Genomic DNA, 13678 nt, shown 5'->3' on the forward strand with positions numbered 1-13678 from the left:
TGCGCTCGGTTACCTGCCGTACATGAGTCATGTCCCCGGTGTGACCGGTGCGTCCGCGGTACAAGATCAGACCCTATAGCCAGGGCCCGACATCGGCGCTCGATTACCTCAACGTACGACTGCCACTGGGTTGTTTCCCGATTCCGGACCGTTTCAGCCCCGGGCGCGGGATCGAGATCACGACGGGACCCGCGGGGCGGGCCTCATCCGCCGGACAGGACGCGGAGCAGGTCCTCCGCGGTGCGGCAGCGGTCGAGCAGCTCCTTGACGTGGTTGCGGGTGCCCCGCAGCGGCTCCAGCGTGGGGACGCGCTGCAGCGAGTCGCGGCCGGGCAGGTCGAAGATCACCGAGTCCCAGGAGGCGGCGGCCACGTCGTCCGCGTACTGCTCCAGGCAGCGGCCGCGGAAGTAGGCCCTGGTGTCCTCCGGGGGCTTGTGGACGGCCCGCAGGACCTCCGGCTCCTCCAGGAGCCGCTGGATGCGTCCACGGGCCACCAGCCGGTTGTACAGGCCCTTGTCGGGGCGCACGTCGGCGTACTGCAGGTCGACCAGGTGCAGCCGGGCCGCGTCCCAGCCCAGGCCGTCGCGGCGGCGGTAGCCCTCCAGCACCTCGCGCTTGGCGAGCCAGTCCAGTTGGTCGGACAGGCTCATCGGGTCGTTCTCCAGGCGGTTGAGCACGTCCTCCCAGCGGGCCAGCACGTCCTTGGTCTGCGGGTCCGCGTCGGCGCCGTAGCGCTCCTCGGTGTACTTGCGGGCCAGCTCGAAGTACTCCATCTGGAGCTGCACCGCGGTGAGCGTGCGGCCGTTGCGCAGGGTGACGAGCCGCTTCAGGGTGGGGTCGTGGGACACGTCGTGCAGGGTCCGCACCGGCTGGTCGACGGCCAGGTCGACCTTGATGAAGCCGTCCTCGATCATGGACAGCACCAGCGCGGTGGTGCCGAGCTTGAGGTAGGTGGAGATCTCGGAGAGGTTGGCGTCCCCGATGATCACGTGCAGCCTGCGGTACTTCTCCGCGTCGGAGTGGGGCTCGTCGCGGGTGTTGATGATGGGGCGCTTGAGAGTGGTCTCCAGGCCGACCTCGACCTCGAAGTAGTCCGCCCGCTGGCTGATCTGGAAGCCGTCCTCGTGGCCGTCCTGGCCGATGCCGACGCGTCCGGCGCCGGTCACCACCTGCCGGGAGACGAAGAACGGCGTCAGGTGGCGCACGATGTCCGAGAACGGGGTCTCCCGCTTCATCAGGTAGTTCTCGTGCGTGCCGTAGGACGCGCCCTTGTTGTCGGTGTTGTTCTTGTACAGGTGGATCGGCTGGGCGCCGGGCAGCTGGGCCGCCCGCAGTGCCGCCTCGGCCATGATCCGCTCCCCCGCCTTGTCCCAGAGCACGGCGTCGCGCGGGTTGGTGATCTCCGGCGAGGAGTACTCGGGGTGCGCGTGGTCCACGTAGAGCCGGGCGCCGTTGGTGAGGATCACGTTGGCCAGGCCGATGTCCTCGTCGGTGAGCTGGGTGGAGTCCGCCGCCTCCCGGGCGAGGTCGAAGCCGCGGGCGTCCCGCAGCGGGTTCTCCTCCTCGAAGTCCCAGCGGGCCCTGCGGGCCCGGTGCATCGCCGCCGCGTAGGCGTTGACGATCTGGGACGAGGTGAGCATGGCATTGGCGTTGGGGTGGCCGGGAACGGAGATTCCGTACTCCGTCTCGATGCCCATTACTCGCCGTACGGTCATGCGGCCCTCCTTGCCCGGCTCCGGCCCGTCCGGCCCGGAAAACACACCGGCTGCGGGCACCCGCTGTCGGGGCCCCGCAGCCGGAGGGTAGTGCCTACAGATACTGTCCGGTGTTGGCCACGGTGTCGATGGAACGCCCCGTGTCCGCCCCCTGCTTTCCGGTCACCAGGGTGCGGATGAACACGATCCGCTCGCCCTTCTTCCCGGAGATCCGCGCCCAGTCGTCGGGGTTGGTGGTGTTCGGCAGGTCCTCGTTCTCCTTGAACTCGTCGACACACGCCGCGAGCAGGTGGGAGACGCGCATGCCGCGCTGGCCCTGGTCGAGGAAGGCCTTGATCGCCATCTTCTTGGCCCGGTCCACGATGTTCTGGATCATGGCGCCGGAGTTGAAGTCCTTGAAGTACAGGACCTCCTTGTCACCGTTGGCGTAGGTGACCTCCAGGAAGCGGTTCTCCTCGCTCTCCGAGTACATCCGCTCCACCACGGACTGGATCATCGCGTCCACCGTCGCCGCCGTGGACTGGCCGTGCTCGGCCAGGTCCTCGGAGTGCAGCGGCAGGCTGTCGACCAGGTACTTGGAGAAGATGTCCTTGGCCGCCTCGGCGTCCGGACGCTCGATCTTGATCTTGACGTCCAGCCGGCCGGGCCGCAGGATCGCCGGGTCGATCATGTCCTCGCGGTTGGAGGCGCCGATGACGATGACGTTCTCCAGGCCCTCGACGCCGTCGATCTCGGCGAGCAGCTGCGGGACGATCGTGTTCTCCACGTCCGAGCTGACGCCGCTGCCGCGGGTGCGGAACAGCGACTCCATCTCGTCGAAGAACACGATGACCGGCGTGCCCTCGCTGGCCTTCTCACGCGCCCGCTGGAAGACCAGGCGGATCTGCCGCTCGGTCTCGCCGACGTACTTGTTGAGCAGCTCCGGGCCCTTGATGTTCAGGAAGTAGCTCTTGCCCTGGGGCTGGCCGGTGACCTCGGCGACCTTCTTGGCCAGGGAGTTGGCGACCGCCTTGGCGATCAGCGTCTTGCCGCATCCGGGCGGGCCGTAGAGCAGCACGCCCTTGGGCGGCCGCAGTTCGTACTCGCGGAACAGGTCGGCGTGCAGGTACGGGAGTTCCACCGCGTCCCTGATCTGCTCGATCTGGTTGCCCAGGCCGCCGATCTGGCGGTAGTCGATGTCGGGGACCTCTTCGAGGACGAGTTCCTCGACCTCGCTCTTGGGCACCCGCTCGTACACGTATCCCGAGCGCGGTTCGAGCAGCAGCGCGTCACCGGCGCGCAGCGGCACGTTGTGCAGCGGCTCGGCGAGCCGGACCACGCGCTCCTCGTCGGTGTGCCCGATCACCAGGGCGCGCTCGCCGTCCTCCAGGATCTCCTTGAGGGTGACGATGTCGCCGACGCGCTCGAACTCCATGGCCTCGACCACGTTGAGCGCCTCGTTGAGCATCAGCTCCTGGCCGCGCCGCAGCTCGTCGAGTTCGACGGAGGGGCTGACGTTCACCCGGAGCTTGCGCCCGCCGGTGAAGATGTCCGCCGTCCCGTCCTCGTTGGCCTGCAGGAACACGCCGAAACCGGCGGGCGGCTGCGCGAGCCGGTCGACCTCCTCCTTGAGGGCCACGATCTGGTCGCGGGCCTCGCGGAGGGTGTTCGCCAGCCGTTCGTTCTGCGCGGACACGCCTGCCAGGTTGGTCTGCAGCTCGACGATCCGCTCTTCGAGAATCCTCGTGTGCCGCGGAGAGTCGGCGAGCTTGCGTCGCAGGACGGCGATCTCCTGCTCAAGAAAGGCGACCTGGCTCATGGGATCGTCCGATCCACGAGCCGGTCGGCCGCCACGGTTGATGTCGTCGTCGTGGGCCGCCACGGTCCTCACCTCCTCCAAGGGGAGCTGGACGTTTCCAGACCCTACCTGGGCCGGTAGGGGTTGAAACCCCTAGATCACAAAGACGATCGCGGTGTGTCCGATCTTCACCCTTGCGCACGTCCCTCCGCCACTGAGATACCCGCCGATCTCCATCCGAAAGCCGCCGGTTGTATCGTCGTTTGCGTCAACAGCCGTCGGGGGCTGTTGCTTCCCGATGTACTTCCCGAACGACGAACGCAGGGATGGGGTTCCGTGAGCAACGAGACGGCCGAGGCGCTCGAAGTCTGGATCGACCAGGATCTGTGCACCGGCGACGGGATCTGCGTCCAGTACGCGCCCGAGGTCTTCGAGCTGGACATCGACGGGCTGGCCTATGTGAAGGGGCCCGCTCCCGAGGGCGAGGAGGCGGAGCTCCTGCAGACCCCTGGTGCAACGGTACCGGTGCCGCTCGCCCTGCTGCGGGATGTGGCGGACTCCGCCAAGGAGTGCCCCGGGGACTGCATCCACGTGCGCCGGACGTCCGACCACGTCGAGGTGTACGGCCCCGACGCGGAGTAGCCGCCGGGGCCGGGCCCGGGCCTTCCGGGTCGGGCCCGGTCGGGGTCAGATGCTGTTGGCGAGCGGACCGGGCAGGGCCACGTAGTGCCCGTCCCGCCACTCCCAGGAGTAGCCGCGGCTCATGTCGGGGCAGCAGCGCGGCACCGTGGAGCTGGAGAAGCCGAGGACGGTGGCCCTGACCGTGCGGCCCTCCATCCGGAAATCGCTGATCTCGCGGTCGTCCTTGGGGTTGACCAGCATCTGCGCGATCCTGGGCGGCCCGCCCGCGGTCGCCGGCGCGGACAGGATGTAGACGCCGCTGGGCGGCGTGCCGGTGTCGGCGCGGCAGCGGACGACCGCGACGGTCTCCGGCCTGCCGTCCCCGTCCAGGTCGCCCGAGACGTGTGAGACGACCTGGACCGGGATGCCCGACGGACAGCCGAGCGGGTAGGTCGCGGCGGCGGCGTCCGGGGCGGCCGCGGGCCGCGCGGAGGGCGTGGCGGTGCTGCCTGCGGAGCCGGCGGCGGGGGTGGCGGGGGAGCCGGTCACCGACGCGTCGGCGGGCTGCACCAGGGCCACCGCGGCCACGACGGCCCCGAGGCCGACGGCCGTCGTCAGCCAGTGCACGCTGCGGCTGCGGGTGTGCGGGAGGGCCGGGCCTGCGGAGGGCTGCACGCGCCTGTCTCCTGGAGGTCGATCTGCGGGGGTGGCCAGCATCGTGCCATACATCACACCCGCCGGGAACGGCGGGGGCGGACCCGGTGCGACCGGGTGCTCCCCGCCCACGCGACCGCGCCGCCACCGGTGGCCGCGGAGCGGCAAAACGGTGGCGGCGCGGTGAAGTTGGCCGGAATCGTCCTCTTGCGGGAAACCGGATCAGCCGGATCGGGGATCGACCGGATCCCGGATCGACGGAGCCGGGATCGTTGGAGCGGGGATCACCGGAGGGCGGTCACCGGAGCCCAGGGACCCCGGGCGCCCGGCGCTCCCGGATCACTCGGCGGCGGACCCTCCGCTGCCGCTCCCGGGCCCGGTGTAGTCCTCGCCGTACGCGCCCTTCGCGGGGCGGCGGCGGCGCAGCGGCGGCTCGACGCCGTCGGCCAGGCGGCGGGCGGTGAGCAGGAAGCCGGTGTGGCCGATCATCCGGTGGTCGGGGCGGACCGCCAGACCCTCCACGTGCCAGGTGCGGACCATGGTCTCCCAGGCGGCCGGCTCGTTGAAGGTGCCGTGCTCGCGGATCGCCTCGACGGTGCGGGCCAGCTGCGTGGTGGTGGCCACGTAGGCGCACAGGATGCCGCCGGGCACCAGGGCCTTGGCGACGGCCTCCAGGCACTCCCAGGGCGCCAGCATGTCCAGGATGACGCGGTCGACGTCGGTGTCCGAGAGGTGGTCCTGGAGATCGCCGACGGTCAGCTGCCACGCGGGGTGCGGGCCGCCGAAGTAGCGCTCGACGTTCTGCGAGGCGATCTCGGCGAAGTCGGCCCGGCGCTCGTAGCTGTGCAGCATGCCGTGGTCGCCGATGGCGCGCAGCAGGAAGCTGCTCAGCGACCCCGATCCCACCCCCGCCTCGACGACGCGCGCGCCGGGGAAGATGTCGGCCATCGCCAGGATCTGCCCCGCGTCCTTGGGGTAGACCACGGCGGCGCCGCGGGGCATGGACAGGACGTAGTCGGGGAGCAGGGGGCGCAGCGCGAGGTAGGCGACGTTTCCCGTGGTTCGGACCACACTGCCCTCGGGGGCGCCGATCAGCTCGTCGTGGGGGAAGGCGCCCTTGTGGGTGTGGAACTGCTTCCCTGCTTCGAGCGTGAACGTGTAGTGGCGTCCCTTGGGGTCGGTGAGCTGGACCTGGTCCCCGACTTTGAAGGGCCCGCGACGGCGGGCTGCACCAGTCGGTTCGGACATGTGTCGAGTCTAGTGGCTCGAACGGACCCGTCCGGACCGCGGCCGTCCCGGCGCCCGGCGCTCAGGCCTCGGACCGCCCGGACTCGGCCCGGGACATGGCGGCCAGGAACGCGCGTTCCACGTCCGCGGTGGACAGCACCCCGTAGATCTCGCCGGTCGGCTCGACCACCAGGTACTCCGTGGACGGGGTGGCCCGCAGGCGGTCCAGCAGGTTCTCGCCGGCCAGCTCCGCGGAGACCCGCATCCCGGGGGTGAGGTCCTGGGAGAGGCCGCTGACCGCGACCCAGGGTCGCCGGTGCTCGGGGACCGTCACGATCGCGGACTCCCGGACCAGGCCGGTCGGGTCGCCGCGGCCGTCGACCACGACCAGGGCGCGGGCTCCGGCCTCGTTGGCCCGGCGCAGCGCCTCGGACAGGGGGGTGTCGGAGGCGACCGGCACCGCGCGGCGGGTCAGGGTGCGGGCCTGGAGCGCGGGCAGCCGCTCGCGCAGCCGGGCCATCCGCAGGCTGTTGCCGGCGCCGGTCCAGATGATCGCGGCGAGGATCGCCGCCAGGAACGCGTCGGTCAGCGAGGCGGAGCCGCTGCCGCCGCCGTCGAGGCCGCCGCGGTAGGACATCAGCGGCAGCCCGATCAGGACGGCCAGTGCGAGGGCGCGGCCCACCCAGGCGGCGGCGACGGTGCCGGCCATGGCCCGGCCGGTGATCTTCCAGACCACGGCGCGGAGCATCCGTCCGCCGTCCAGCGGCAGTCCCGGCAGGAAGTTGAAGATCGCGACGATCAGGTTGCTGACCATCAGGCCGGCCAGCAGCACGCCGGGCACCGTCCCGGACTCCACCAGCTGCATGGCGCCGTAGAAGATCGCGGCGAGCACCAGGGAGAGCAGGGGCCCGACGAAGGCCAGCACGAACTCGCGGCCCGGGGTGTCGGATTCCTTCTCGATCTCCGAGACGCCGCCGAAGAACTGCAGCTGGATCCGGCGCACCGGCAGCTTGAAGCGGAGCGCTGCGACGGTGTGCGCGAGCTCGTGGACCAGCACCGAGGCGTAGAAGGCCACGGCGAAGAACAGCGAGACCAGGTAGCGGACCCGGCCCAGTTCGGGCAGCACCGTGTCCAGCTGCCCCCCGAAGACCCAGGTGATCAGCGCGGCGACCAGGAACCAGCTGGGCGCCACGTAGATCGGCACGCCGAAGAAGCGCCCCATGAGGATGCCGCCGCCCGGCTCCCGCTGGGGGCTCTCGGCGGCGTTGTCGCCGTCCGGGCCAGGAGGGCTGCTCTTGTCCGACGGCGGCCGACCGGTCTCGCTCACTGGTTCCCCTCGTTCGACACAGTCCCCCGTACCGATCATGCGGCACGAGGGGCTCTGCGACCATGGTATTGCCCGGGCCACCGGAGGACACGGGGCACCGCCCCCGAGCGCCCCCGCGCCGCCTCTCGCGGCCCCGGCCCCCGCGCGCGTGCCGCGGGCCCGGCCCGCCGATGGCCGCGCTGTCGGTGGCAGGCCATAGGGTCGGTGCCATGGAGATCCCCGCGCAGAGCACGCCGCAGGACGCACCGGCCCCCGGCCGGGGTGGGCCCGCGCAGCCGCCCGCGCGTCCGGACCGGCGGCCGGGCGGGGAGGCCGCCGAGCACGCGGGGCAGCGCACGCCGCCGCGGCCGCCGTCCTCGCTGTCGCCGTCCCGGGCCTCGGACTTCATGCGCTGCCCCCTGCTCTACCGGCTGCGGGTGATCGACCGGCTGCCGGAGAAGGCCAGCGAGGCGGCGACCCGGGGCACCGTGGTCCACGCCGTGCTGGAGCGGCTCTTCGACGCGCCGGCCGCCGAGCGCACCGCGGACCGGGCCCGGTCGATGGTCGCCGGCGAGTGGGAGCGGCTGCGCGAGGCGCGGCCCGAGCTGGCCGAACTGTTCGGCGCGGCGGAGGAGGCGGCCGACCCGGCGGCCCTGGCCGACTGGCTGGACAGCGCCGAGCGGCTGGTGGACCGCTGGTTCACCCTGGAGGACCCGACGCGGCTGGAGCCGGCCGAGCGCGAGCTGTACGTGGAGACCGAGCTGGCCTCGGGACTGGTGCTGCGCGGTTACGTGGACCGGCTGGACGTCGCCCCGGCCAGCGGTGACCTGCGGGTGGTGGACTACAAGACCGGCAAGGCGCCGCGCCCCGAGTACGCCGAGGAACCCCTGTTCCAGATGAAGTTCTACGCCCTGGTCCTGTGGCGGCTGCGCGGCGTGGTCCCGCGCCGTCTGCAGCTGGTCTACCTCGGCAGCGGGGACCTGCTGACGTACGACCCGGTGGAGGCGGACCTGCTGCGCACCGAGCGGAAGCTGCAGGCGCTGTGGGAGGCGATCACCGCGGCGACCGCCACCGGGGACTGGCGGCCGCGGCGCGGCCCGCTGTGCGGCTGGTGCGACCACCAGGCGTTCTGTCCCGAATTCGGGGGGACTCCCCCGCCGTATCCGCTGGCGGAAAAGCCGGGCCCGCTGCCCGTCGTGGGCAAGAATGGCCCGGTCTAGCAAAGGAGTACCCGTGGCTATTCGCGTCCTGCTGGTGGACGATCAGCCCCTGTTGCGCACCGGGTTCCGGATGATCCTGGAGGCCGAGCCGGATCTGGCCGTGGTGGGTGAGGCCGGTGACGGCCAGCAGGCGCTGGACCAGGTGCGGGCGCTGCAGCCCGACGTGGTCCTGATGGACATCAGGATGCCCAGGATGGACGGGGTGGAGGCGACGCGGCAGATCACCGGCCCGGACCGCTCCGGCCCGGCGAAGGTGCTGGTGCTGACCACCTTCGACCTCGACGAGTACGTGGTGGAGGCGCTGCGCGCCGGGGCGAGCGGCTTCCTGCTCAAGGACGCGCCGGCCGCGGAGCTGGTGCAGGCCATCCGGGTGGTGGCGGCGGGCGAGGCGATGCTGGCCCCGAGCATCACCCGGCGGCTGCTGGACAAGTACGCCGGCCGGCTGCCGTCCGGCGAGGAGGCGGTGCCGCAGCCGCTGAACGCGCTGACCGAGCGCGAGGTCGAGGTGCTCAAGCTGGTGGCCCGCGGCCTGTCGAACGCGGAGATCGCCGCCGAGCTGTTCGTCAGCGAGACGACCGTGAAGACCCACGTCGGCCATGTGCTGACCAAGCTGGCGCTGCGCGACCGGGTGCAGGCGGCCGTGTACGCCTACGAGTCGGGCCTGGTCCGGCCCGGCGCCGGCTGAGCGCGCCGGGCCGGGCCGTCGGGCTCAGTTGGTCGGCACGCCCCGGCCCAGCTCCCAGAACTGGGTGGTGGAGGACGCGTTCAGCGCCCATTCGGTGCCGGTGATGTCGCTGCGCGCGGCGAGGTACTGCTTGCCCTGCCACAGCGGCAGGACCGGCACGTCGCGCGCGATGTCCTGCTGCGCCTGCTCGAACGCGGGGATCGCGCCGCTGCGCGCGGTCTTCTGCCGCGTCGCGGGGATGATCTGGTCGCGGATCTCCGGGTTGGAGTACGCCAGGTTCAGGAAGTCGTCGCGGCCGAAGAACGGGGCGACGTAGTTGTCCGGGTCCGGGAAGTCGGGGAACCAGCCCATGCCGAACACCTGGAGCCGGCGCGCCCGGTAGGAGGCCTTGTAGGCGCTCCAGTCGGCTATGCCCTTGAGCGTCACCCGGAACAGGCCGCCGGACTCGAGCTGTTCCCTGAGCAGGGTGAACTCCGGTGCGGTGGCCTCGCCGTAGTGCGTCGTGGTGTACGACAGCGTCAGCGGCACGGGGGTGTCGACCCCGGCGCGCTGCAGGGTGCGGCGGGCGGTGGCCAGGTCCGGCTCGTCGCCGTAGGCGTCGAAGAAGGCGTTGGTGTGCCCGGTGATGCCCTGCGGGACGAGCGAGTACAGCGGCGTGGTGGTCCGCTGGTACACGTCGTGGGTGAGGCTCTGCCGGTCCACGAGTTCGGCGATCGCCTTGCGGACCGCGGGGTTCTTCACCGTGGGGTCGGCCGTGTTGAAGACCAGGTACCGGATCTCGGTGCCGGGTGCCTCGGTGATCTTGATCTGCGGGTCGGCACCGTCGGCCAGCGTGTTGATCTGCGCCGGTGACATGGTGCGGCTCATCACGTCGATGCTGCCGCCCTTGAGGGCCTGGAGCATCGCGGCGGAGGAGTCGAAGAACCGTACCTCGATCTTGCCGTTGTTGATCTTCAGCGACCCCTTGTAGCGGGAGTTGCGGGTGAAGACCGCGCTCTTGCCGGGCGTGAACGAGTCGAGCGTGTAAGGACCGGAGCCCACCACGGAGGTCCCCGTGTGCAGCTTCGTCGCCCCGTACTCCCGCTTGTCGACGATGTCGGCGGCCGGGGTGGCGAGCTTGAACGGGAACGTGGAGTCCGGCCCGGACAGGTGGAAGACGACCGTCGAGTCGTCGGGCGTCTCCACCTTGTCCAGGTTGCTGAGCAGGCTCGCCGGCCCGTTGGGGTCGTTGATCCGGATCATCCGGTCGACGGAGAACTTGACGTCGGCCGAGGTGATCCGGTCTCCGTTGGAGAACGTCAGGCCCTTGCGCAGGGTGCACCGGTACTGCTCGCCGGCGGTGTCCGCGAAGTGGCACTCCTGGGCGGCCTCGGGCTCGGGCTCGGTGCCGCTGCGCGGAAGGCGCAGCAGCGTCTGGTACGTGTTGTTGAACACGTTCCAGCTCTCGATGTCGTACCCGGTCGCCGGATCGAACGGCGCCGGATCGTCCTTCGACAGCTGGATCGTGTCCGTCGTACCCACCACGATGGGGCGGCCGCCGTCCCCGCCGCCGCCGGATCCGCATCCGGCGAGCGGCAGGGTCGCCAGGCCCATCAGGGCCGGCCACACGAGCAGTGTGCGCTTCATCCCCCGTTGATCTCCTCGGTGTCGTCGGTCACCCGCTAACGCCACGGCCCAGCTCCCAGAACTGCGTGGTGGTCGAGGAGTTGAGAGCCCACTCGACACCCGTGATGCCGTCGCGCGCGGCGATGTACTGCTTGCCCTGCCACAGCGGCAGCATGGGCACGTCCTGGGCGATGATCGTCTGCATCTGGGCGAACGCCGTGCTGGCCGTGCTGCGTGCGGCCATGCCGCGGGTCTGCGGCAGCAGCGTGTCCTGGATCTCCGCACTCTTGTACGGCAGGTTCAGGAAGTTGTCCTTGTCGAAGAACGGTGCGATGTAGTTGTCCGGGTCCGGGAAGTCCGGCAGCCAGCTGATCGCGAACAGCTCGTACTTGCCGCTGGAGGCCGCCTTCAGGAAGGCGTTCCACTGCTCGCTCTTCGTGGTGACGTCGAACAGCCCGGTCGCGTTGAGCTGCTGGGCGATCGCCTCGGCCTCGGGCTGGTTACTCGTACCACCGTTGTCGCGGCGGTAGTTGATGGTCAGCGGGACCTTCGCGGTGATGCCGGCGCCGTGCAGCTTCGCCTTGGCGGCGGCCACGTCGGGGTTGCCGTAGACGTTGAAGAACGAGTTCACGTGGCCGGAGATGCCCTGCGGGACCACGGAGTACAGCGGGTCGGCGGTGCGCTGGTAGACGTTCTTCGTGATGGCCTGGCGGTCGATGACCATGGCCATGGCCTGCCGGACGGCCTTGGTCTTCAGGTCCGCCGAGGCGGTGTTGAGGAACAGGTAGCGGGCCTCGCCGCCGGGGGCCTCGGTCAGCTTGATGTTCGGGTCGGTGCTGGCCTGCAGTTCCTTGATCTGGTCAGGCGCGAGCTGCCGGGACATCACGTCGATGTCACCGGACTTCAGGGCGGACTCCATCTTCTTGGAGTCGCCGAACATCCGGAGCTCGACCTTGCTGTTGTTGAGCTTCAGGGCGCCCTGGTAGTTCGGGTTCTTCTCGAAGTCGCCCTTCTCGAACGCGCCGTCCTGGCCCGCGGAGTACGACTTGAGGACGTAGGGGCCGGAGCCCACGAGCTTCCACCCGTCGTACGGCTTGGTCGCGTTGTAGACCTTGCTGTCCATGATCGCGGCCGCGGGCGTCGCCAGCTTCGCGGGGAAGGTCGCGTCGGGAGCCTTGAGCTGGAAGACGACGGTCCGGTCGTCGGGGGTGTTCACCGACTTCACGCCGGATATCAGGGAGGCCGGGCCCGCCGCCCAGTTGATCTTCTGCATCCGGTCGATGGAGAACTTCACGTCCGCCGACGTCATCTTGTCGCCGTTGGAGAACTTGAGGTTGTCCCGCAGCGTGCACTGGTACGTCAGCGTGGTGGTGTCCGTGTAGTGGCACTCGGACGCCGCGTCCGGGGACGGCGTGGTGCTGCTGCGCGGGTAGCTGAGCAGCATCTGGAACGTGTTGTAGAAGATGTTCCAGGTGGCGCTGTCGTACGAGGTCGCCGGATCGAGGGGGGCCGGGTTGTCCTTGGTCATCTCGATGCTGTCGGTGGTGCCAACGACGATGGGTTTGCCACTGTCGCCGCTCCCACCGCCGGAGCTGCCGCACCCGCTCATCAGGGGTGTCAGGACGCCCAGCAGGGCGGGCAGCACCAGAAGCCTGCGATTCATCGTCGTTGTTCTCCTCTTGCTACTGCTCATGTGCCTGTCGACCCCCGTGGTGACGTGACGCAGCCGAACTGGCTCTCCGCGCACCGGAATCCGGGGCAGGGTGAAGCCGGGGTGGCTGACGCGCCCGGCTGAGACTGCCTCGCCGCGGGGTCACCGCAGGTATTCCAGCACACTCCGCGCGCACGCTTCGGCGACGATACCGAGATTGCGTGTGATCAGCACCAACGGGATGCCAAAGTTCGTGAAGGGACGGCTGGGAATTCCCCGATGAACACGCTCAGTGAAGAGCCGTGTTCAAAGAGCGTAGAAAAGGGATGCTCAGCTCCTCGAGGGAACGCAGCACGGTCCGTCCGGGCGCCGCCTCGATGGGGACGAGCGAGGGCACCGCGACCACCCGGCAGCCGGCCGCCTCCGCGGAGGCGACTCCGGTGAGGGTGTCCTCCACGACGACGCACGCGGCCGGGTCGGCCCCGAGACGGGCCGCCGCGGTCAGGTACGGGTCGGGGTGCGGCTTGGTGCGCGGCACCTCGTCGCCGGCCACCGTGAAGGCGAAGTGCTCGGCGCCGAGCGAGAGCAGCATCGCGTCGATGGTCCTGCGGTGCGAGGCGGAGACCAGCGCGGTGGGGATGCCGTGCGCGTTCAGCTCGGTCAGCAGCCGCCGGGCGCCGGGCATGAGCGGGGCGCCGCGCGCGATGAGCTTTTCGAAGCGCAGGTTCACGGCCGGCGACAGCTCGTCGAGCGTCGCGGTGGTGCCGGTCGCCTCGATCAGGTGGCCCAGGCTGCGCGCCATGGGGCCGCCCACCACGACCGCGCGGTGCGCCTCGTCCAGCACGTGCCCGAGCTCCGCGAAGACCTCGCTCTCCGCCGCCCACCAGATGCCCTCGGTGTCCACCAGGGTGCCGTCCAGGTCGAGCAGCACCGCCTGCGGTGACGGGCGCTGGACCGTGCGGGTGTCGGCGACGGGGATGCTGCTGGTCATACGCCCACTCCTCGGCTCGGCCGCCCGGCTCGGCTGGGTGCCCGCGGACCTGTCTCCGGGGGGCACAGAGGCCGGTCGCCGCGCCCCGCGGATCGCGGGGCGGCGACCGGCCTCTGCCGGATCTGCCAGTCTACGTCGCACGGCAACGGGGCGCCGGACAGGCGGCGGACGCGCGGTGGCGCGGGCGCGAACGCCTGGCGCCGCGCCCGCACCGCGCCCGCGTGAC

At 70.7% G+C, this 13678-nt stretch carries 11 protein-coding genes; 3 read left to right on the forward strand and 8 right to left on the reverse strand.

Annotated features, from left to right (window positions below; translation table 11 throughout):
* Positions 1 to 203: 203 nt before the first annotated feature.
* Both dop and arc read right to left on the reverse strand, forming a co-directional pair.
* Positions 204 to 1715, reverse strand: coding sequence for a depupylase/deamidase Dop (gene dop, locus BMW99_RS29280; protein ID WP_075017869.1), 1512 nt, complete (start codon positions 1713 to 1715; stop codon positions 204 to 206).
* A gap of 94 nt (positions 1716 to 1809) precedes the next feature.
* Positions 1810 to 3576: a proteasome ATPase gene (gene arc / locus BMW99_RS29285; RefSeq protein WP_069464281.1), complete on the reverse strand. Its 1767-nt coding sequence runs from the start codon at positions 3574 to 3576 to the stop codon at positions 1810 to 1812.
* A gap of 252 nt (positions 3577 to 3828) precedes the next feature.
* Here arc and BMW99_RS29290 point away from each other — a divergent pair, with 252 nt between their 5' ends.
* Entirely contained in the window at positions 3829 to 4134 is a 306-nt protein-coding gene (locus BMW99_RS29290) for a ferredoxin (protein ID WP_069464280.1), read from the forward strand.
* Between the two features lie 45 nt (positions 4135 to 4179).
* Here the strand turns inward: BMW99_RS29290 and BMW99_RS29295 are convergent, their stop codons facing one another.
* From BMW99_RS29295 to BMW99_RS29305, 3 genes are all read right to left on the reverse strand, one after another.
* Positions 4180 to 4788 (reverse strand): hypothetical protein, encoded by a 609-nt coding sequence (locus BMW99_RS29295; RefSeq protein ID WP_075017870.1) that lies wholly within the window; start codon positions 4786 to 4788, stop codon positions 4180 to 4182.
* Positions 4789 to 5106: 318 nt separating this feature from the next.
* Positions 5107 to 6015, reverse strand: coding sequence for a tRNA (adenine-N1)-methyltransferase (locus BMW99_RS29300; RefSeq protein ID WP_069467561.1), 909 nt, complete (start codon positions 6013 to 6015; stop codon positions 5107 to 5109).
* A 61-nt stretch (positions 6016 to 6076) separates the two neighbouring features.
* Positions 6077 to 7360, reverse strand: a complete 1284-nt coding sequence (locus BMW99_RS29305; protein WP_075017871.1) for a site-2 protease family protein — start codon at positions 7358 to 7360, stop codon at positions 6077 to 6079.
* Positions 7361 to 7530: 170 nt separating this feature from the next.
* On the opposite strand from BMW99_RS29305, the gene BMW99_RS29310 reads away from it, so the two are divergent.
* Together BMW99_RS29310 and BMW99_RS29315 are read left to right on the forward strand one after the other, a co-directional pair.
* On the forward strand, positions 7531 to 8520 hold the full coding sequence (locus BMW99_RS29310) for a RecB family exonuclease (protein ID WP_079176223.1): 990 nt from the start codon (positions 7531 to 7533) through the stop codon (positions 8518 to 8520).
* A gap of 13 nt (positions 8521 to 8533) precedes the next feature.
* Positions 8534 to 9205, forward strand: coding sequence for a response regulator (locus tag BMW99_RS29315; RefSeq protein ID WP_075017872.1), 672 nt, complete (start codon positions 8534 to 8536; stop codon positions 9203 to 9205).
* 24 nt (positions 9206 to 9229) lie between these two features.
* Here BMW99_RS29315 and BMW99_RS29320 read toward each other — a convergent pair whose 3' ends face one another.
* The 3 genes from BMW99_RS29320 to BMW99_RS29330 form a co-directional block, all read right to left on the reverse strand.
* Positions 9230 to 10831, reverse strand: a complete 1602-nt coding sequence (locus BMW99_RS29320; RefSeq protein ID WP_069463160.1) for an ABC transporter substrate-binding protein — start codon at positions 10829 to 10831, stop codon at positions 9230 to 9232.
* Between the two features lie 28 nt (positions 10832 to 10859).
* Positions 10860 to 12473 (reverse strand): ABC transporter substrate-binding protein, encoded by a 1614-nt coding sequence (locus BMW99_RS29325; RefSeq protein ID WP_069463159.1) that lies wholly within the window; start codon positions 12471 to 12473, stop codon positions 10860 to 10862.
* A 277-nt stretch (positions 12474 to 12750) separates the two neighbouring features.
* Positions 12751 to 13452 (reverse strand): HAD family hydrolase, encoded by a 702-nt coding sequence (locus BMW99_RS29330; RefSeq protein ID WP_069463158.1) that lies wholly within the window; start codon positions 13450 to 13452, stop codon positions 12751 to 12753.
* Positions 13453 to 13678 lie beyond the last annotated feature (226 nt).

Source organism: Actinacidiphila rubida, from assembly GCF_900110255.1.
In the GTDB taxonomy this organism is placed as follows: Bacteria; Actinomycetota; Actinomycetes; order Streptomycetales; family Streptomycetaceae; genus Actinacidiphila; species Actinacidiphila rubida.

Bases quoted from the DNA above. Each gene is read 5' to 3' on its own strand.
- dop (WP_075017869.1), bottom strand. From the start codon at position 1,715: ATGACCGTACGGCGAGTAATGGGCATCGAGACGGAGTACGGAATCTCC.
- BMW99_RS29300 (WP_069467561.1), bottom strand. From the start codon at position 6,015: ATGTCCGAACCGACTGGTGCAGCCCGCCGTCGCGGGCCCTTCAAAGTC.
- BMW99_RS29305 (WP_075017871.1), bottom strand. From the start codon at position 7,360: ATGATCGGTACGGGGGACTGTGTCGAACGAGGGGAACCAGTGAGCGAG.
- BMW99_RS29310 (WP_079176223.1), top strand. From the start codon at position 7,531: ATGGAGATCCCCGCGCAGAGCACGCCGCAGGACGCACCGGCCCCCGGC.
- BMW99_RS29320 (WP_069463160.1), bottom strand. From the start codon at position 10,831: ATGAAGCGCACACTGCTCGTGTGGCCGGCCCTGATGGGCCTGGCGACC.
- BMW99_RS29325 (WP_069463159.1), bottom strand. From the start codon at position 12,473: ATGAATCGCAGGCTTCTGGTGCTGCCCGCCCTGCTGGGCGTCCTGACA.
- BMW99_RS29330 (WP_069463158.1), bottom strand. From the start codon at position 13,452: ATGACCAGCAGCATCCCCGTCGCCGACACCCGCACGGTCCAGCGCCCG.